Source organism: Pseudomonas sivasensis (assembly GCF_052938085.1).
Genome location: NZ_CP176442.1, coordinates 1,325,372 through 1,344,308 on the forward strand (window position 1 = coordinate 1,325,372; position 18,937 = coordinate 1,344,308).

Consider the following 18,937-nt stretch of genomic DNA (forward strand, 5'->3'; position numbering starts at 1 on the left):
GACTGTCTCACTCCTCCATGGGTTCCGGTGTGCCGGGCGGGGTTATGTCCTCCATGTTTTCGTCGTATGTCGCTTCCTCCACCCCCAACTCATAACCCGTCTGCCGGTAATAGGTACGCAAGATCGTCAGGCTTTCGGGAGACAGGGGGTTGCCGCTCACATCCGAGTCATCGTCGAGCGGCAGTGGCATTCCCAGCAGGTCGTCCGGCAAGTGCTCGATCAGGTTGTCGCTCAGGTCTACGGCCCGCAGGCGCGGTAGGCTGAAGATCCCCGTGGGTATGTCGCGCAGCCTGCAGTTGTGCAGGTACACCATCGTCAGTCGCGTCATGTTGCGCAGGTCCGGCGCTTGGGTGAGGGTGTTGTCGCTCAGATCCAAGTAAGTGAGCTCCGTCAGGCGTGATAGCTGCTCGATGCTGTTCGGCGTCAGGCGGATCTGGTTATTGCTGAGCTTGAGCAGGCGCAATTGCTTGAGTTCGAACACTCGGTCGGGAATCCGCTGCAGGGCGTGCTGCTCCACTGTAAGCGCAGTCAGGTTTGGGAACGCCTGCAGGAATTCGCCTACGCGAACATGGCGCTTGTCGCCCGTCAGTTCCATCAGCGTCACATGTTCCAGGCGCGCATTCAGGGCTGGCAGATCTCCGGAAAGCTGGCCGTTGAAGATCAGCTTGTGAGTGTTTCGGGCGGGCCATTCGTTTTCATCCAGATCGGTTTCTCTGCGCCAGCAGCGCAGTATCAATTCCTTGAATGCCAGGCGACGCACCTGCTCCTCGGCGCGGGCATTTTCAATCAGCAGGGGGTTGGCCAGTTGGTCCATGGCGGGGACGTTGAGTACCCATTCCTCCAGGTCGCTGTCGAGCCGCTCGTATTCGGCACTCAGGCGGCTGATTTGCGCGTCGGCTTCCTCCAGTTCGCCGGGTAGCTCAAAAAAGATGCGCTTGGTGTCTCGCTCCGTGAGGCTGGGGTAGAGCGCGTTGATGCGCTGCAATTGTGCATCGGGAATGCTGGCATTCCAGTGTTCGCCCTTGGCTTGGCAATAGCGCTTGATCGCGTGCAAGGTCGAGGGCGACAACGGGTTGGCCGACAGGTCGAATGCGTTGCTGGCCGCCCGCGGCAGTTCGAAGGCCTCTTCAGGCAGCTCGCGCAAAGCGTTCTGGCTCAAGTCCACGCGGGCACGCAATACCGCCGGCTGAATCAGCGAGCGGGGCAGTTCGCTCAAGCCAGTGTTACGCAGTGACAGGCTGACCAGGTTGGGCAGCTGGTTGAAATCCGGCAGTCGCGCCAGCGGGTTGTTATCGAGGTTCAGGTGCTTGAGCTCACGCATGCCCTGCAAGGCTTGCTGCGCGGATGGCGACAATTGCAGCGTGCAGCGGTCCAGCACCAGGTACGACAGGTTTGGCAGGTGGCCGAGTCGCGGCAGTTCACTCAGTGCATAGTTTTCGATATGCAGCGCAGTCAGCGCCGGGAAACTGCGCAGGAACGCATCCAGACCCAACGGTGAGCCCAAGCCCTTTAAGGCGAGCACGGACACATGATTGAACGAGGTGCGCAGGGCGGGCAAATCGCCGCTCACCGGGAGGAAAAGGCTGAATTCGTAGCTGAGCATCGGCAGCCCGAAGTTGACATCGCCCGAGGTGATATCGCGTCGCCAGCCTGCCTCAAGGGCAGCGATAAATCGGTGGCGCAGGGCTTGTTCCTCGGCGGTGACGCTGCTGTCGTTGGCCCAGCCAAGGCAATCCTGACGGATGGTGGGAAATTCGTTCTCCAGCCGACTCATCTCGACGCGACCGGCTGCCAGGTCCCCTGGCAGGCCAAAAATGAAGCGGTTGATTTGGTCACCGTTGAACGAGGGGAACAGTCTTTTGGCCTGCTCCGCGTCGACCCTGGCCGGGATCGCTTCCAAGTAGTGTTGGGTACGCTGGAAGTAGGCTTTGACGCGCTCCAGTGTCGGCTCGGACAACGGGTTGTTGGACAGGTCGAAATGCCGAGTGATGTCGACGGGCAAATCGAACAGGGCGGCAGGCAACTCGCTGATCCTGTTATTGGACAGCATCGCCAGCGTCAGGTGGCTGCGACTTAGCAATCCTTCGGGCAGTTGCTCGATGTCGGTGTTGGCCAGGTCCAGGTATTGCAACTGCGGCATCTGTTCCACATTGGGAGTCAGCGTCAGGGGGTTGTTGTACAGGTCAAGGGTCAACAGGCGCGTCATGTTGTTGATGACCGCATGGCTTTGCTCGGTGAGGCGGATGTTGCAGCTACTCAGGATCAATTCGTTGAGCGTGTTCATCGAGGCCAGGCTGGGCGGCAGTTCGTCCACGGCAAGATTGCGGATGTTCAGCCGACGCAAGCTTGGAAAAAGCTGCAGGAATCCGTCGATTTCCATGCGTTGGTGCGCACCCTGCAATTCCAGGTGAGAGACATGTTCGAAGCGTGCACTCAGGGTGGGCAACTCACCCAGCAGGGGGGCTGACAGTCGCAGGATATGACCGTTGATGGCTGGCGGCTCATAGAAGTTATCGAGCTCGGTTTCCTGGCGCCAGGCTCGCCGTAGTTGGTGGGCGAACAAATTGCGGTCGCGCCGCAGGTATTCATATTGGAGCGCGCTCAGCGTAGCGCCGGTTGTGGGGTGTACACGGGGTGTCTGGGATTCCCATACCACCAGGTTCAGGTCCAGTTGGATGTATTCGTTGCGCAACCGGGTTAAGGCCAGTTGTGCACCGCCGGGGGTATTTTGCAGGGCGGCGATCATGTCGCGGATTCTTGCACGCGACAGTTGCGGGCGCAGCGTCTGCAGTTGTTGTTCGAGCGAGGGGCCGCGGCTGGGTCCCGGCACCTCGGGAATGGCTGGCGGGTAACCGTCCATGCCGCCGCGCAAACGCATGACATTGGGGTCGTAGCTGGGTTTGTTGTGCGGGTCGCTCTTTAATATGTCGCGCAAGGTAGGGCGATCCACCGGGGCATCGCCGATCGCCTGCTTGAGGCGTGGGCCCTGGCCGATATGAAGTTGCAGCGCATTGCGCGCACTGTCAGGCAGGGCCTGCAGGACGGCGGTGTAGAAATCGGTGCTGCCAAACAGTGCGGTCTGGCCGTTCTCGGGGATGAATTGGCCGTCCGGTGTGGCCACCAGCGTACGTTTGGTCGGCGCGTAAGTAGGCCCGATGGCGTCGAGCAACTCGCCGTCAGCGCGGTATTGGCGCAGTTCCAGACGAATCCACTCGGGCCAGCCATTGAGGTTTTCCAGCGAATGCAGCGCCAGCCGGCAAGTGTCCGGATTTTCCACAGCGTCCAGATACAGGCCTTCATAGGCGCGTGTGGTGCGCACTTCATGCAACGACCATTCGGCCAGTTCGGTCAGGCGCGTTGGTACGTTGCCAGCGTCGATCGACTTGAGCTCCTCGCCACTGGCACCGGCCAGTAACTCCTCGGCAACCGGCGTCGGCAGGCCGGGGCGCGAGGCACTGTCGATGAGCTTTTGCACACGAGGGTCGCTGGTGCGGTCCTGGCCGCGGTAGCGTGAGTCGAACAGTGAGAAGCGCTTGTCCTGGGCAATACGCGCAAGTTTCTTGCGCAACGCGGCTGCGCGGGTGCGGCTGGAGGCGGGAGGCAGGCCGAATTCTTCTTCCAGTAGTTCCTTGCGCTCCGGCTCATTCAGGCTGTCGATCAGGGTGGGCAGCAGGTCGCCGTTGCGCAATTGCTCCTCAAGTACCTGCACAGTGCTGGCCCCGGATTCTCCGAGGAACTCCCACAGGGTGTTGCCGCTGGCATCCACCACCCGCAAGGTCTTGCCGGAGGGCCACAGGCCATAGCTGATCAGCAACTGCAATTGGGTCTGCGGATCGGCCTTGGCGTAGATCGCCGGGTCGTCGCTGTTCATCTGTGTCACAAACTCCTGCAACTGCTGGTCGATCTTGAAGCGCTTGAGGGTGTCGGCCAGTAGCGGTGGTGGCGGCTGCTGGGTGCTGTGCGTTTTGCGCAACGTGTTGTCATGGGTAGCGCTGCTGTCGCGGACCTGCGCTAATTGCGCGTCGCTCAACGAATCGGTCTGGTAACCGAGGCGGCGCATCAGCGTAGTGCTATCCCAGCTCAAGGGGTTTTCCAGCTCGGTGACCCAGGCGCCCTGTCCGTTGGTCATCACGGCCGGACGGTAAGCCGAAGGTCGCGTGGGGTGCTGGATGAAATAGCGGTCGGCGTCTTTCTGCACGTGATAGCGCTCGCCATTGAGGCTAAGGATGTTTTTGTCTGCGTGCAGGTGCAGGCCTTGCGCGTCCGGGCGTGCCTCGGCGGGCAGTGTCACGTCCTGGCGATAGGGGCTGAGGTCGGGTTGCCACAGACGGCGCTGACTGTTGGGCCGCTCGACCGGTTGCAAGCGCTCGATGAAGGCCAGCAGCTGCGCGGGCAATGCTTCGCGCACCAGTCCTTCGATGATGGGCAATCCGGTGGCGAACAGGCCCAGTTGGACCATCTGCTCCAGCAGGCCCAAAGCATGGCCAAGGGCTTCATGTCGCAGGCCCTCAGCCCAGTCGATGATGCCTTCGAAGGCCTCGTCGAGCACCTGATAGGCGGTATACGCCAGCATCAGTGCGCCCAGCGGCGGCACGAACGGCAGTGCCACGAAGGCAACGATCTGCAGCAGGGTATCGCCGATTTTTTTCAGGAATTCCCAGCGTTCCCAACGTGCGTTCTGGTCGACCTTGGCGGTGGAGACCGCGCGGCTCTGCGCGTCTGCCAGCAGCTTGCTCAGGTGCATCTGGAATAGATGCGCGAAGAGGTCACCGTTGATCCTGAGGCTGCGAAATTGCAGCTGGGGGCTCTGGGTCGGGGTGTCACGCCAACTGGGCAGTGGATCGCCCTGTTTATGCGCATGCCAGGTGACTTGGCTGAGGCGTTGATTGAGGTTGGCGAAGAACACCGCAGCGTCTTCATGGCGGACAAAACGGCTGAAGAACCCTTGAAAGTCCTTCGAGCGCAACCGGGCGACCAGGCTCTGCATGAACGCGGCACTGCTGGGGTAGTGTTTGATCGGGTGTTGCGGATCGTCGGGGATATAGGCGATCAGCGGGGCTGTATCGCGGCTGTTCTCCAGATCCGGAGCGAACAGCACCACGCCAGTGAGGCGACAATCCATGATGAATAAATCATGGGCCATCAGCGGCGGGCAGCCGTTGTGCGTGGCGTCGCCGTTTTCGATCAGATTGAGTACCGCGGTGTGGCTGGCGGCGGGCAGCTCGTCCTTGAGCAAGGCCATGTACAGAGCGAATTTCAGCGCGCTCAAGTGGCTTTGTTTGAGCCAGTGCTCCAGGGCGTTGCGCGCCACGGGGTTGCCCAGGTCGAGGTACTCGTCCAGGTAGCGTTGGTATTGGCCGCCGATGTCCAGGCGCCGGCAGAGCTGGGTGAATTGCGCGACGCTGATCTTCGCGTCGAGGTCGGGCAGGGGGCTGAACTGCCCTGTGGCCGTGGGTTGCGTGCTGAAGCCGGAGTGCTGCGCGTAGGTCTCGTCGGCTTCGAAGTTGTGCAGCGCCGCTTCCAGCAGTGAGACCGACCAGGTTCTGGCCGCGCCCTGCTTGACGGTAAAACCGACAACGGTCAACGGGACGTACAGTTGCAGGTAGGTGTTGCGCACATCAGTGTCGATGCCGAACTCGTCCTTGAGTGCCGCGTGCAGGCGTTCGGCGCCGAACTGCTCCGGGCTTTTCAGTGCCGCCAGAGCCTTGTCCACGAGGTTCTGCGCGGTCCAGGCGGCGGCGTTGAGTTCTTTGAGCTGTGCATGTTGCGACTCGGTTGCACGGGTATACCAGTCGGCAATCAACGGCGTGCAGGCTTTCAACGCCACGCGCTTGGCGGCACTGGCCGTGCCCAACCAAGGAGGGATAGCGTCGCGGAGAATGTCGAGGTGTGGTGTTTGGGTTTCAGGATGCTGCGCCATGGGCCGTTCCTTGATGGCTTTTGAGGAGGCTCAGCAAAACAGCGCGGGCTTGTCGTTGGGCGGTAGACAGTTAGCGCAGCGCGCTGGGGCTGATTTGCGAAGATCCTGTCATCCCCTGCCCACGAGGCCTACGCACGGTTTAAACTGCGCCTTTGCGACGCTATTTGTCGCATTGGCGTAAACCCGCTGAAAACGCGGGTTGGCGCTATAAGAAGTTGTCGCTTGGCGGCAAGGCCGCTCTGAAAACTGTCCTTACAATCCCTGCATCGCCCGCCAGTTCCAGGCAGGCGTTCCTCTTCAGGAGACTCCGATGTCCGTTGAGCAAGCCCCGGTGCAACGTGCCGATTTCGACCAGGTCATGGTTCCCAACTATGCACCTGCCGCATTCATCCCCGTGCGTGGCGCAGGCTCCCGTGTGTGGGACCAGGCGGGTCGCGAGCTGATCGACTTTGCCGGCGGCATCGCGGTCAACGTGTTGGGCCACGCCCACCCGGCGCTGGTCGGTGCGTTGACCGAACAGGCCAACAAGCTGTGGCATGTCTCCAACGTGTTCACCAATGAGCCGGCCCTGCGCCTGGCCCATAAGCTGATCGACGCCACCTTTGCCGAGCGCGTGTTCTTATGTAACTCCGGCGCCGAAGCCAACGAGGCCGCGTTCAAGCTGGCCCGTCGCGTGGCGTTCGACCGTTTCGGTACCGAGAAGTACGAGATCATTGCCGCGCTGAACAGCTTCCACGGCCGTACCTTGTTCACCGTCAACGTTGGTGGTCAGTCGAAGTACTCCGATGGCTTCGGTCCTAAAATCACCGGCATCACCCACGTTCCTTACAACGACTTGGCTGCGCTGAAAGCCGCCGTGTCGGACAAGACCTGCGCCGTGGTGCTCGAACCGATCCAGGGCGAAGGCGGCGTACTGCCGGCCGAGTTGGCTTACCTGCAAGGCGCCCGCGAACTGTGCGACGCCAACAATGCGCTGCTGGTGTTCGACGAAGTGCAGACTGGCATGGGCCGTAGCGGCCACCTGTTTGCCTACCAGCACTACGGCGTGACGCCGGACATCCTCACCAGCGCCAAGAGCCTGGGCGGCGGTTTCCCGATCGCGGCGATGCTCACCCGCGAAGACCTGGCCAAGCACCTGGTGGTCGGCACCCACGGCACCACTTACGGCGGTAACCCGCTGGCGTGTGCGGTGGCCGAAGCGGTCATCGACGTGATCAACACCCCTGAGGTGCTGGCCGGCGTCAACGCCAAACACAACCAGTTCAAGGCGCGCCTGGAACAGATCGGCAAGCAGTACGGCATCTTCACCGAAGTGCGTGGCATGGGCCTGCTGATCGGTTGCGTATTGAGCGATGCGTTTAAAGGCAAGGCCAAGGACGTGTTCAACGCGGCCGAGAAAGAAAACCTGATGATCCTGCAAGCCGGTCCGGACGTGGTGCGTTTCGCGCCGAGCCTGGTGGTGGAAGAAGCGGACATCAACGAAGGCCTGGATCGCTTCGAACGTGCAGTAAAAACCCTGACACAAGCCTGATAACTACACCTTCTGCCGGCCGGACTGGGTCAAAAATGTGGGAGGGGGCTTGCCCCCGATGGCAGTCTGTCAGTTGATACATCCGGTGACTGATACACCGCTATCGGGGGCAAGCCCCCTCCCACATTGGAATATGGTTGTTCCAACTATGTCCGGTAATTTTCCCCTATGAGTTTTAGAGTTAAGGAGTGACACCATGCTGGTGATGCGCCCCGCGCAAATGGCTGATCTGGGCGAGGTACAGCGTCTGGCTGCGGACAGCCCGATTGGTGTCACCTCCTTGCCGGATGATGTGGAACGCCTCAGCGACAAGATCGCCGCCAGCGAAGCGTCCTTCGCGGCCGAGGTAAGTTTCAACGGTGAAGAAAGCTATTTCTTCGTGCTCGAAGACACCGAGACCGGCAAGCTCGCCGGTTGCTCGGCCATCGTCGCGTCGGCCGGCTACTCGGAGCCTTTCTACAGTTTTCGTAACGAGACCTTCGTGCACGCCTCGCGCGAGCTGAAGATCCACAACAAGATCCACGTGCTTTCCCAGTGCCACGACCTCACCGGCAACAGCCTGCTTACCAGTTTCTACGTGGTGCCCGAGCTGGTCGGTTCGCCGTGGTCGGAACTCAATTCCCGTGGCCGCCTGCTGTTCGTCGCCAGCCACCCCGAGCGCTTTGCCGACTCGGTGGTGACCGAGATTGTCGGCTACAGCGACGAGAACGGTGATTCGCCGTTCTGGGATGCCATCGGCCGTAACTTCTTCGACCTCAACTACGCCGCCGCCGAGCGTCTGTGCGGGCTGAAAAGCCGTACGTTCCTCGCCGAGTTGATGCCGCACTACCCAATCTACGTACCGCTGTTGCCGGACGAAGCCCAGGAAGCCATGGGCCAGGTGCACCCGCGTGCGCAGATTACCTTCGACATCCTGATGCGCGAGGGCTTCGAGACCGACCATTACATCGACATCTTCGATGGCGGCCCCACGCTGCATGCACGGGTTTCGGGGATTCGCTCTATTGCCCAGAGCCGCGTGGTTCCGGTGAAGATCGGCGAGATGGTCAAGGGTGTCGGCCGCCAATACCTCGTGAGCAACGCGCAGTTGCAGGATTACCGTGCGGTGATGCTGGAGCTGGACTACGCGCCCGGCAAACCGGTGACCCTGGACTTGGCAACTGCCGAAGCCCTGGGCGTTGGCGAAGGCGCGAGTGTGCGCTTGGTAGCGGTATAAAGACTGAGTTTCGCGGGTGGCTGACAACAGCGGCCCGTCTGAGGAGATAGCATGATCGTTCGTCCCGTACGCAGCAGCGATTTACCGGCCCTGATTGATCTGGCGCGCAGCACCGGCACCGGCCTCACGACCTTGCCGGCCAACGAAGAGCGCCTGACCCATCGGGTTGGCTGGGCGGAAAAAACCTTTCGCGGCGACGCCGGGCGTGGCGATGCGGACTACCTGTTCGTGCTGGAAAACGACGAAGGCCGCGTGGTGGGGATTTCCGCCATCGCTGGCGCCGTTGGCCTGCGTGAGCCTTGGTATAACTTCCGGGTGGGCCTGACCGTCAGCGCCTCCCAGGAACTGAACATTTACCGCGAGATTCCGACGCTGTTCCTGGCCAACGACCTCACCGGCAATTCCGAGTTGTGCTCGTTGTTCCTGCACGCCGACTACCGCAACGGCCTCAACGGCCGCATGTTGGCCAAGGCGCGCATGTTGTTTATCGCTGAGTTTCCGCAGTTGTTCGGCAACAAGATCATTGCCGAGATGCGCGGTGTGTCTAACGATGCCGGGCGTTCCCCGTTCTGGGAAAGCCTGGGGCGTCACTTCTTCAAGATGGAATTCAGCCAGGCCGACTACCTCACCGGCGTGGGCAACAAGGCGTTTATCGCCGAGCTGATGCCGAAGTTTCCGTTGTACAGCTGTTTCCTGTCGGAAGACGCGCGCAACGTGATCGGCAAGGTCCATCCGGACACCGAACCCGCGCTGAGCATGCTCAAGAGCGAAGGCTTCAGTTACCAGGGCTATGTCGATATCTTCGACGCCGGCCCGGCAGTGGAGTGTGAGACCAGCAAAATCCGTGCGGTGCGCGACAGCCAGTCGCTGGTATTGGCCATCGGCACGCCGGGGGACGACGCCACGCCGTTCCTGATCCATAACCGCAAGCGCGAAGAGTGTCGCATCACCGCCGCACCGGCCCGCCTGGCGGCAGGCACGCTGGTGGTCGATCCGCAGACTGCCAAGCGCCTGCAACTGGTGGTGGGTGATCAAGTGCGCGCTGTACCGTTGTCTGCTGCTCGGGAGTCGAAATAATGAATTCGCTGTATATCGCAGGTAGCTGGCTGTCTGGCCAGGGTGAGTTGTTTGAATCACGCAACCCGGTGACTCAAGACGTGCTGTGGGCCGGCAACGGCGCCACTGCCGAGCAGGTCGAGTCCGCTGTGCAGGCCGCGCGTCAGGCGTTCCCGGCCTGGGCCAAGCGTTCGCTGGAAGAGCGCATCAGCGTGCTGGAAACCTTCGCCGCGACCCTTAAACGTCGCGCCGATGAAATCGCCCGCTGCATCGGTGAGGAAACCGGCAAGCCGTTGTGGGAATCGGCCACTGAAGTCACCAGCATGGCCAACAAAATTGCGATCTCGGTGCAAAGCTACCGGGAGCGTACTGGCGAGAAGAGCGGCCCCCTGGGTGACGCCACCGCCGTGTTGCGCCACAAGCCCCACGGTGTGGTCGCGGTGTTTGGCCCTTACAACTTCCCTGGGCATTTGCCCAACGGGCATATCGTCCCGGCCTTGTTGGCGGGTAACACCGTGCTGTTCAAACCGAGCGAGTTGACCCCCAAAGTCGCCGAGCTGACCGTGCAGTGCTGGATCGAAGCCGGTCTGCCGGCGGGTGTGTTGAACCTGCTGCAAGGTGCGCGGGAAACCGGTATCGCGTTGGCGGCCAACCCAGGCATCGACGGTTTGTTCTTTACCGGTTCGAGCCGTACCGGCAATCACCTGCACCAGCAGTTCTCCGGACGCCCGGACAAAATCCTGGCCCTGGAAATGGGCGGCAACAACCCGCTGGTGGTGGGCGAAGTGGCCGATGTGGATGCGGCGGTCTACACCATTATCCAGTCGGCGTTTATCTCTGCCGGCCAACGTTGTACCTGCGCCCGTCGCCTGCTGGTGCCGGAAGGCGCCTGGGGCGATGCATTGCTGGCGCGGCTGGTGGCGGTGAGTGCGACGATTGAAGTCGGTGCGTTCGACCAGCAACCGGCGCCGTTCATGGGCTCGGTGATTTCCCTTGGCGCCGCGAAAGCGCTGATGGATGCCCAGGAGCTGATGCTGGCAAATGGCGCTGTCGCGCTGCTGGAAATGACCCAGCCGCAGGATCAGGCCGCTTTGCTGACCCCAGGCATCATCGACGTGACCGGCGTGACCGAGCGCGAAGACGAAGAACTGTTCGGCCCGCTGTTGCAGGTGATCCGCTACGCTGATTTTGAGGCGGCGATTGCCGAGGCCAACAACACCCAGTACGGCCTGGCCGCCGGTTTGTTGTCGGACTCCGAGGCGCGTTACCAGCAATTTTGGCTGGAAAGCCGCGCCGGGATCGTCAACTGGAACAAACAACTGACCGGCGCTGCGAGTACCGCACCGTTCGGTGGGGTGGGGGCGTCGGGCAACCATCGCGCCAGTGCGTATTACGCGGCGGATTATTGTGCGTACCCGGTGGCGTCGCTGGAGACCCCGAGCCTGGTGGTGCCTGCCACGCTAACCCCCGGCATTACGCTGATCTAAATGTGGGAGGGGGCTTGCTCCCGATCGCGGTGTGTCAGTTGATGAATCAGGTGATTGATCCACCGCTATCGGGGGCAAGCCCCCTCCCACAGGGGTTCAGTGGTGTATTCAAGTAATTCGATGCCTATAAAAACAGATGTTCGTGGAGCCTCGCCGATGAAATCCTATGAAGTCAATTTTGACGGTCTAGTGGGGCCGACCCATAACTACGGCGGTTTGTCCTTCGGCAACGTCGCGTCCCAGAGCAACAGCCAGCAGCATTCCAACCCCAAGGAAGCAGCGTTGCAGGGCCTGCAAAAAATGAAAGCCCTGATGGACATGGGCTTTGTGCAAGGCGTACTCGCGCCCCAAGAGCGCCCGGACGTGGCCGCCTTGCGCAGCCTTGGCTTCAGCGGGACCGATGCCCAGGTGATCCAGCAGGCGGCCAAGCAGGCCATGCCGTTGTTGGTCGCCAGTTGCTCTGCGTCGAGCATGTGGGTGGCCAACGCCGCCACGGTCAGCCCGAGCGCTGACACGGCGGATGGTCGCGTGCATTTCACCGCCGCCAACCTCAACTGCAAGTACCACCGCAGCATTGAACACCCGACCACCAGCCGCGTGCTGGGCGCGATGTTTGCTGACCAGAAACACTTTGCCCATCACGCCGCATTGCCGGCGGTGGCGCAGTTCGGCGACGAAGGCGCGGCCAACCACACGCGTTTTTGCCGTGAATATGGCGAGGCCGGGGTAGAGTTTTTTGTGTTCGGCCGCAGCGCGTTCGATCCCCGTTACCCGGCCCCCCAGAAATACCCGGCACGCCAGACCCTCGAAGCCTCACAGGCCGTCGCCCGTCTGCACGGTTTGAAAGACGACGGCGTGGTCTACGCCCAGCAGAACCCGGCCGTGATTGATGCGGGTGTGTTCCACAACGACGTGATCGCGGTGGGCAACGGCGAAGTGCTGTTCTATCACGAGGATGCGTTCCTCAATACCGAACAAATGCTCGCCGAACTGCAAGGAAAGTTGGGCAAAGTGGGCGGCAACTTCCAGTCGGTGTGTGTGCCGCGCGCCCAGGTCAGCGTCGAGGACGCAGTGCGTTCCTACCTGTTCAACAGCCAGTTGCTGACCCGACCTGACGGCTCGATGCTGTTGATCGTGCCAGAAGAGTGTCGCGCCAATGAGCGCGTGTGGCATTACCTGCAAGGCCTGACCGCTGCGGGTGGGCTGATCCGCGAAGTGAAGGTCTTCGACCTCAAGCAGAGCATGCAGAACGGCGGCGGCCCGGCGTGCCTGCGCTTGCGCGTGGCGCTGAACGAAACGGAACTGGCGGCGGTGAATCCAGGGGTTATCATGACCGCGCCGTTGTACGACACGCTTACCCAATGGGTCGACAAACACTACCGCGACAGCCTGCGTGAAACCGACCTGGCTGACCCGCAGTTGCTGCTTGAGTGCCGGACGGCACTGGATGAACTGACGCAAATCCTTAAACTGGGCTCGGTTTATCCTTTCCAGATCAATTAACGCCGCACGGCTGAGAACTATTTTATGACCACCGACACCCTGAAGCTGATCCTTGAAGACACCGACGGCACCCAGCTGGAAACCTCCTGCACCCGCGTCGCCGTGGTCTGGCAGGGCAAGGAAATCTGGATCCAGCACGACGGCCGTGGCCAACTGCTGATCGGTGTGGACGTCGAAGAAGGCGATGCCGAATACGCCAACCTGCTGATGCGCCCACTGGCCACCAACCTGATGAGCCTGCAACTGGAAATGGAACCGGCCGACGTTGAAGGTGATGACGACGATCACGTCCACGGCCCAGGCTGCAACCACTAAGGAAGCTGCGTATGCTCGCCCTCGGCAAATTGCTTGAACTGACCCTCGCCGGTCGTGAACCGGCGCAAAAAATTCAATCGACTGTCGACGGCGTGCAGATGCGCTGGCTCAGCGAGGGCGCGCTTGAAGTGCGTCCTCCTGAAGCACGGGACAATGGCAGCGACCTGCTGCTGTCGTCCGGCATCCATGGCAACGAAACCGCGCCGATCGAACTGCTCGACCGCTTGTTGCATGGCATCGCCCGTGGGGAGATCAAACCCCGCACTCGTATTCTGTTCCTGTTCGGCAACCCCGAGGCGATGCGCCGCGGCGAGCGTTACCTCGAACTGGACGTCAACCGGCTGTTCAACGGCCGTCACGAAAAAAACATCGGCCCCGAAGCCATGCGCGCCGCCGAGCTTGAACAACTGGCCCGTAGCTTCTTCAGCCAGCCTGGCCGTTCGCGCCTGCATTACGATTTGCACACCGCCATTCGCGGCTCGAAGATTGAGCAGTTTGCCCTGTACCCCTGGAAAGACGGGCGCCAGCATTCGCGTCGCGAACTGGCGCGTTTGAACGCTGCCGGCATGGAAGCGGTGCTACTGCAGAACAAGACGTCGATCACCTTCACGGCGTTTACCTACGAGCAACTGGACGCCGAAGCTTTCACCCTGGAACTGGGCAAGGCGCGGCCATTCGGGCAGAACCAAGGGGTGAATGTTTCCCGCCTGGAGCTGCGCCTCAAACAGATCATCGAAGGCACGGAGCCTGAGACTGACAGCCTGGACGGGTTGAAACTGTTCGCCGTGTCGCGTGAAGTCATCAAGCACAGTGATGCTTTCCTGCTGCACTTGCCGGCTGACGTGGAAAACTTTTCGGAATTGGAAAAGGGTTATCTGCTGGCCGAAGATGTGGCCAAGACGCGTTGGGTGATCGAGGAGGAGGGCGCACGCATCATCTTTCCCAACCCTAAGGTGAAGAATGGTTTGCGGGCAGGGATATTGATTGTGCCGACCACGGACGCTGGCCTGGCATAGGTCTCAAGGCGTAACCGGATGCAAATGTGGGAGGGGGCTTGCCCCCGATGGCGGTGTCTCAGCTACAGATGAGCTGAATGACACACTGCTATCGGGGGCAAGCCCCCTCCCACATTTTGTTTTGCAGTATTGCTTAGACCGCTACCGCCCGTGGCTCGCTACGACGGATCGCCCGTACCTTGTGCAGGGTATCTGCGCAGGTCTTCGCCGCTTCCTGGCCCTTGTGCACAAAGTGATCATGGAAGAACGCGTGGTGCTCGCTGCCCGCGTGGAAGTGATGCGGCGTCAGCGATACCGAGAACACCGGCACTTCAGTTTCCAGTTGCACCTGCATCAGGCCGCTGACCACCGATTGGGCGACGAATTCGTGACGGTAGATGCCACCGTCCACCACCAGCGCGGCGGCAACGATACCGGCGTAACGACCGGTCTTGGCCAGTAGCTTGGCGTGCAGGGGCATTTCAAAGGCGCCGCCGACTTCGAAGAAATCGATGTCCGATTCCTGGTAGCCCTGGGCGATCATTTCGGCGAGGAAGCCTTTACGGGATTGGTCGACAATATCCTTGTGCCAGCAGGCTTGGATAAACGCGACGCGCTCGCCGTAGTGGTTTTTGCTTTTGCTGTCGATAGCGGTGGGTTGCATGTTCTGACTCCTGTTTAAGAAAAAAACAGGGCGTTATGAATCGAATGGGATTTAAGGGTACGCATGCGTCAATAGGCGCGCGGCCCTTAGGTCTCAATCCCGTTCTCTCTTCATCCGGACTATGACCGTCGGCCCCGGGATCACACCGGGTCTGCTGACCTTGTCGCCGTCCCGCGTGAGCAGTTCGAGGCGCCAAGCGCTCGCGGGCTATACACATTGCGTGTAATTACCGCCGGTGGGGAATTACACCCCGCCCTGAGAACGTTGCCACCAGAACCCTGGCGGCGGGGAGATTTTTAACATGGTTTTTCAAAAACTGCACGGACGCCGTATCGATAACCTATATCGGTTTGTTTGGTTGGTATTCGATTGAATGTAAACGGGGCTTGATATTCCGGGGCTTTGCCCGCAGTAATCATCGATAAAAGGACGTACTTAACCTGTTAGAGGCCTGTTTCATGACCGTGATTGACCTGCGCAGCGATACCGTGACCCAACCCACCCCCGGCATGCTGGACGCGATGGCCACTGCCGTCAGCGGCGATGACGTCTACGGTGAAGACCCCAGCGTCAATCTGCTGGAAGCTGAATTGGCCAAGCGCCTTGGGTTTGCTGCGGCGTTGTTCGTGCCCACCGGCACCATGAGCAATCTACTGGCATTGATGGCTCATTGTGAGCGCGGCGAGGAATATATCGTCGGCCAGCAGGCCCACACCTACAAATATGAAGGCGGTGGTGCAGCGGTGCTGGGTTCGATCCAGCCGCAGCCGCTGGAAGTGCAGGCGGATGGCTCCCTGGATTTGAACCATGTACGGGACGCGATCAAGCCGGACGATTTCCACTTCGCCCGCACCCGCTTGCTGGCTCTGGAAAACACCATGCAAGGCAAAGTGCTGCCCTTGGAATACCTGGCCAAGGCGCGGGCGTTTACCCGTGAACATGGCTTGGCCCTCCATTTGGATGGCGCGCGAATCTATAACGCGGCGGTCAAGCTTGGGGTGGATGCGCGGGAGATCGCCCAGCATTTCGATTCGGTGTCGGTGTGCCTGTCCAAGGGGCTCGGTGCCCCCATCGGCTCGGTGCTGTGCGGCTCTACGATGTTGATCGCCAAGGCCCGGCGTTTGCGCAAGATGGTCGGTGGCGGTATGCGCCAGGCCGGTTCCCTGGCTGCGGCGGGGCTGTATGCCTTGGATCATCAGGTGCAACGCCTGGCTGATGACCACGCCAACGCTCAGTGGCTGGGCGAAGAGCTGCGCAAAGCGGGGTATGAGGTCGAGCCGGTGCAGACCAACATGGTCTACGTGCAGATCGGCGATCAGGCCCAGGCCTTGAAGGCCTTTGCTGCCGAGCGCGGGATCAAGTTGAGCGCCGCGCCACGCCTTCGTATGGTCACTCATCTGGATGTCAGCCGGGCGCAGATCGAGCAGGTGCTTGCGACATTCGTCGAATTTTCGCGCAAATGATCGTGCAGACCGTCTAATTGAGCGTCTCTATCGCATAAACACGCTGTACCCCCGGCAAAGGGCCGATATAATGCGGCCTTTTGCCGTCGCTCCGTCTGATGATGTTGCGCACTGGCCTTTGGCCGCAGCCTCCGTGGAAGAACCTAATGAAAAGCGCAGAAATCCGTGAAGCCTTCCTTCGCTTCTTCGAAGAGCAAGGTCACACCCGTGTCGCCTCCAGCTCTTTGATCCCAGGCAATGACCCAACCCTGCTGTTCACTAACGCGGGGATGAACCAGTTCAAGGACTGCTTCCTGGGCCAGGAAAAGCGCGCCTACACCCGCGCCACCAGCAGCCAGAAGTGCGTACGTGCCGGCGGCAAGAACAGTGACCTGGAAAACGTCGGCTATACCGCCCGTCACCACACGTTCTTCGAAATGCTGGGTAACTTCAGCTTCGGTGACTATTTCAAAAAAGATGCGATTACCTTCGCCTGGACCTTCCTGACCGGCGTGCTGAAGCTGCCAAAGGAAAAACTCTGGGTCACCGTCTACGCGACGGACGATGAAGCGTATGACATCTGGACCCAACAAATCGGTGTGCCTGCCGAGCGCATGATTCGCATCGGCGACAACAAGGGCGCGCCTTACGCCTCCGACAACTTCTGGACGATGGGCGATACCGGCCCATGTGGCCCTTGCACCGAGATCTTCTACGATCACGGCGCCGACATCTGGGGTGGCCCGCCGGGCTCGCCGGAAGAAGACGGCGACCGTTACATCGAGATCTGGAACAACGTATTCATGCAGTTCAACCGCACCGCCGATGGCGTGTTGCATCCGCTGCCAGCGCCGTCGGTGGACACCGGCATGGGCCTGGAGCGGATCAGTGCGGTGATGCAGCACGTTCACTCCAACTATGAAATCGACCTGTTTACCAACCTGCTGAGCGCGTCGGCGGCGGCCATTGGTTGCGCCAATGAGGGCCAGTCTTCGCTCAAGGTTGTGTCGGACCATATTCGTTCCTGCGGCTTCCTGATTGCCGACGGAGTGCTGCCGTCCAACGAAGGCCGTGGCTATGTGCTGCGCCGCATCATTCGTCGAGCCTGCCGCCACGGTAACAAGTTGGGCGCCACCGGCAGCTTCTTCTACAAAATCGTTGCCGCCTTGGTGGCTGAGATGGGCGAAGCGTTTCCAGAACTCAAGCAGCAGCAGGGCAACATCGAGCGCGTGCTCAAGGCTGAAGAGGAGCAGTTCACCAAGACGTTGGAGCACGGTCTGAAGATCCTGGAACAGGACCTGGCTGAGCTCAAAGGCACCGTGGTGCCGGGCGATGTGGTGTTCAAGCTTTACGATACCTATGGCTTCCCGATGGACCTGACCGCTGACATCGCCCGTGAGCGCGAGCTGACCATTGATGAAGCCGGCTTCGAGCGTGAGATGGAAGCCCAGCGCGTACGTGCTCGCTCCGCCAGCTCCTTTGGCCTGGACTACAACACCCTGGTCAAAGTTGATGTGCCTACCGAGTTCACTGGCTACAAGGCGACCCTTGGCTCGGCCAAGATCGTTGCCCTCTATAAAGATGGCAAGTCGGTCGACGTTCTAAATGAAGGCGACGAAGCCGTTGTGGTCCTGGACCAGACGCCGTTCTACGCCGAGTCGGGCGGCCAGATCGGTGACTGTGGTTTCCTGAGCTCGACATCGGGTCGTTTTGAAGTGCGTGACACCACTAAGACCGGCGGTGCGTTCCTGCATCACGGCGTGTTGGTGCTGGGCAACTTGACGGTCGGCGCGCCAGTGGACACGCAGGTCGATGCCGAAGTACGGCATGCAACCGCCTTGAACCACTCGGCCACTCACTTGCTGCACGCTGCATTGCGTCAGGTGCTGGGTGAGCACGTCCAACAGAAGGGTTCGTTGGTCGATAGCCAGCGTCTGCGTTTCGACTTCAGCCACTTCGAAGCGATTAAGCCGGAGCAGATCAAGGCCCTGGAAGATATCGTCAATGCACAAGTGCGCAAGAACACCCCGGTTGAAACCGAGGAAACCGATATCGAGACCGCCAAGGCCAAGGGCGCCATGGCACTGTTCGGCGAGAAGTACGGCGACAACGTGCGCGTACTGAGCATGGGCGGCGACTTCTCGGTGGAACTGTGTGGTGGTATCCACGCCAACCGCACGGGCGACATTGGCCTGCTGAAGATCATCAGTGAAGGCGGTGTGGCCTCCGGTGTGCGACGTATCGAGGCGGTGACTGGCGCTGCGGCCCTGGCCTACCTCAATGCGGCCGAAGAACAACTCAAGGAAGCGGCCAGCCTGGTCAAGGGCAGCCGCGACAACCTGATCGACAAGCTGTCCGCCGTGTTGGAGCGCAACCGTGCTCTGGAAAAACAGCTGGAGCAGTTGCAGGCCAAGGCAGCCAGTGCGGCGGGCGACGATCTGTCGTCTTCTGCGGTGGACGTCAAGGACGTGAAAGTCCTGGCGGCGCGCCTGGATGGTCAGGATGGTAAGGCGCTGTTGGCCCTGGTCGATCAGTTGAAGAACAAGCTCGGCCGCGCAGTGATCCTGCTCGGCGGTGTCCATGAGGATAAGGTCGTTCTGGTTGCCGGTGTAACCAAAGACCTGACTGGCCAACTCAAGGCCGGTGATTTGATGAAGCAAGCCGCCGCGGCGGTGGGCGGGAAGGGCGGTGGTCGTCCGGACATGGCGCAAGGCGGTGGTGTCGATGCCGGTGCTCTGGATGCGGCCCTGGCCCTGACCGTGCCGTTTGTCGAGGCAGGTATTTAAGGCGCTGTTAACTGGCCCGTGG

Annotated in this window: 11 protein-coding genes and 1 riboswitch; of the genes, 9 read left to right on the plus strand and 2 right to left on the minus strand. The window is 60.8% G+C overall.

All coding sequences use genetic code 11. From position 1 onward, the window contains the following. Window positions 1-7 precede the first annotated feature (7 nt). Window positions 8-5,920 carry a dermonecrotic toxin domain-containing protein gene (locus tag ACKZ62_RS06285; protein ID WP_447096447.1) on the minus strand — a complete coding sequence of 1,971 codons (5,913 nt, stop codon included), beginning with the start codon at window positions 5,918-5,920 and terminating at the stop codon, window positions 8-10. A gap of 310 nt (window positions 5,921-6,230) precedes the next feature. Between ACKZ62_RS06285 and ACKZ62_RS06290 the strand changes: the two genes are divergently transcribed. From ACKZ62_RS06290 to astE, 7 genes are all read left to right on the plus strand, one after another. Then, complete coding sequence (locus ACKZ62_RS06290) at window positions 6,231-7,451, plus strand: aspartate aminotransferase family protein (RefSeq protein WP_447096448.1); 1,221 nt, start codon at window positions 6,231-6,233, stop codon at window positions 7,449-7,451. Window positions 7,452-7,647: 196 nt separating this feature from the next. Further along, window positions 7,648-8,667 (plus strand): arginine/ornithine succinyltransferase subunit alpha, encoded by a 1,020-nt coding sequence (aruF, locus tag ACKZ62_RS06295; protein WP_032886753.1) that lies wholly within the window; start codon window positions 7,648-7,650, stop codon window positions 8,665-8,667. Window positions 8,668-8,718: 51 nt separating this feature from the next. Continuing rightward, window positions 8,719-9,744, plus strand: a complete 1,026-nt coding sequence (gene astA, locus ACKZ62_RS06300; protein WP_032886754.1) for an arginine N-succinyltransferase — start codon at window positions 8,719-8,721, stop codon at window positions 9,742-9,744. Then, a complete protein-coding gene (gene astD / locus ACKZ62_RS06305) occupies window positions 9,741-11,210 on the plus strand; it encodes a succinylglutamate-semialdehyde dehydrogenase (RefSeq protein WP_447096943.1) in 1,470 nt (489 codons plus the stop codon). Before astA ends, astD begins: the two co-directional genes overlap by 4 nt. A gap of 156 nt (window positions 11,211-11,366) precedes the next feature. Then, on the plus strand, window positions 11,367-12,713 hold the full coding sequence (gene astB, locus ACKZ62_RS06310) for an N-succinylarginine dihydrolase (RefSeq protein ID WP_095185702.1): 1,347 nt from the start codon (window positions 11,367-11,369) through the stop codon (window positions 12,711-12,713). A 24-nt stretch (window positions 12,714-12,737) separates the two neighbouring features. Continuing rightward, window positions 12,738-13,028 (plus strand): hypothetical protein, encoded by a 291-nt coding sequence (locus ACKZ62_RS06315; protein WP_003214319.1) that lies wholly within the window; start codon window positions 12,738-12,740, stop codon window positions 13,026-13,028. Window positions 13,029-13,039: 11 nt separating this feature from the next. After that, window positions 13,040-14,044, plus strand: coding sequence for a succinylglutamate desuccinylase (gene astE, locus ACKZ62_RS06320; RefSeq protein ID WP_032886757.1), 1,005 nt, complete (start codon window positions 13,040-13,042; stop codon window positions 14,042-14,044). A 133-nt stretch (window positions 14,045-14,177) separates the two neighbouring features. Here astE and ACKZ62_RS06325 read toward each other — a convergent pair whose 3' ends face one another. Next, window positions 14,178-14,687, minus strand: a complete 510-nt coding sequence (locus ACKZ62_RS06325; protein ID WP_095185700.1) for a 6,7-dimethyl-8-ribityllumazine synthase — start codon at window positions 14,685-14,687, stop codon at window positions 14,178-14,180. Between the two features lie 97 nt (window positions 14,688-14,784). Further along, window positions 14,785-14,954, minus strand: a riboswitch (FMN riboswitch). A 191-nt stretch (window positions 14,955-15,145) separates the two neighbouring features. Between ACKZ62_RS06325 and ltaE the strand changes: the two genes are divergently transcribed. Further along, on the plus strand, window positions 15,146-16,150 hold the full coding sequence (ltaE, locus tag ACKZ62_RS06330; RefSeq protein WP_032886759.1) for a low-specificity L-threonine aldolase: 1,005 nt from the start codon (window positions 15,146-15,148) through the stop codon (window positions 16,148-16,150). Window positions 16,151-16,296: 146 nt separating this feature from the next. Next, window positions 16,297-18,915, plus strand: a complete 2,619-nt coding sequence (gene alaS / locus ACKZ62_RS06335; RefSeq protein ID WP_032886760.1) for an alanine--tRNA ligase — start codon at window positions 16,297-16,299, stop codon at window positions 18,913-18,915. Window positions 18,916-18,937: the final 22 nt, after the last annotated feature.

Bases quoted from the DNA above. Each gene is read 5' to 3' on its own strand.
- ACKZ62_RS06285 (WP_447096447.1), bottom strand. From the start codon at position 5,920: ATGGCGCAGCATCCTGAAACCCAAACACCACACCTCGACATTCTCCGC.
- ACKZ62_RS06290 (WP_447096448.1), top strand. From the start codon at position 6,231: ATGTCCGTTGAGCAAGCCCCGGTGCAACGTGCCGATTTCGACCAGGTC.
- aruF (WP_032886753.1), top strand. From the start codon at position 7,648: ATGCTGGTGATGCGCCCCGCGCAAATGGCTGATCTGGGCGAGGTACAG.
- astA (WP_032886754.1), top strand. From the start codon at position 8,719: ATGATCGTTCGTCCCGTACGCAGCAGCGATTTACCGGCCCTGATTGAT.
- astB (WP_095185702.1), top strand. From the start codon at position 11,367: ATGAAATCCTATGAAGTCAATTTTGACGGTCTAGTGGGGCCGACCCAT.
- ACKZ62_RS06315 (WP_003214319.1), top strand. From the start codon at position 12,738: ATGACCACCGACACCCTGAAGCTGATCCTTGAAGACACCGACGGCACC.
- astE (WP_032886757.1), top strand. From the start codon at position 13,040: ATGCTCGCCCTCGGCAAATTGCTTGAACTGACCCTCGCCGGTCGTGAA.
- ACKZ62_RS06325 (WP_095185700.1), bottom strand. From the start codon at position 14,687: ATGCAACCCACCGCTATCGACAGCAAAAGCAAAAACCACTACGGCGAG.
- ltaE (WP_032886759.1), top strand. From the start codon at position 15,146: ATGACCGTGATTGACCTGCGCAGCGATACCGTGACCCAACCCACCCCC.
- alaS (WP_032886760.1), top strand. From the start codon at position 16,297: ATGAAAAGCGCAGAAATCCGTGAAGCCTTCCTTCGCTTCTTCGAAGAG.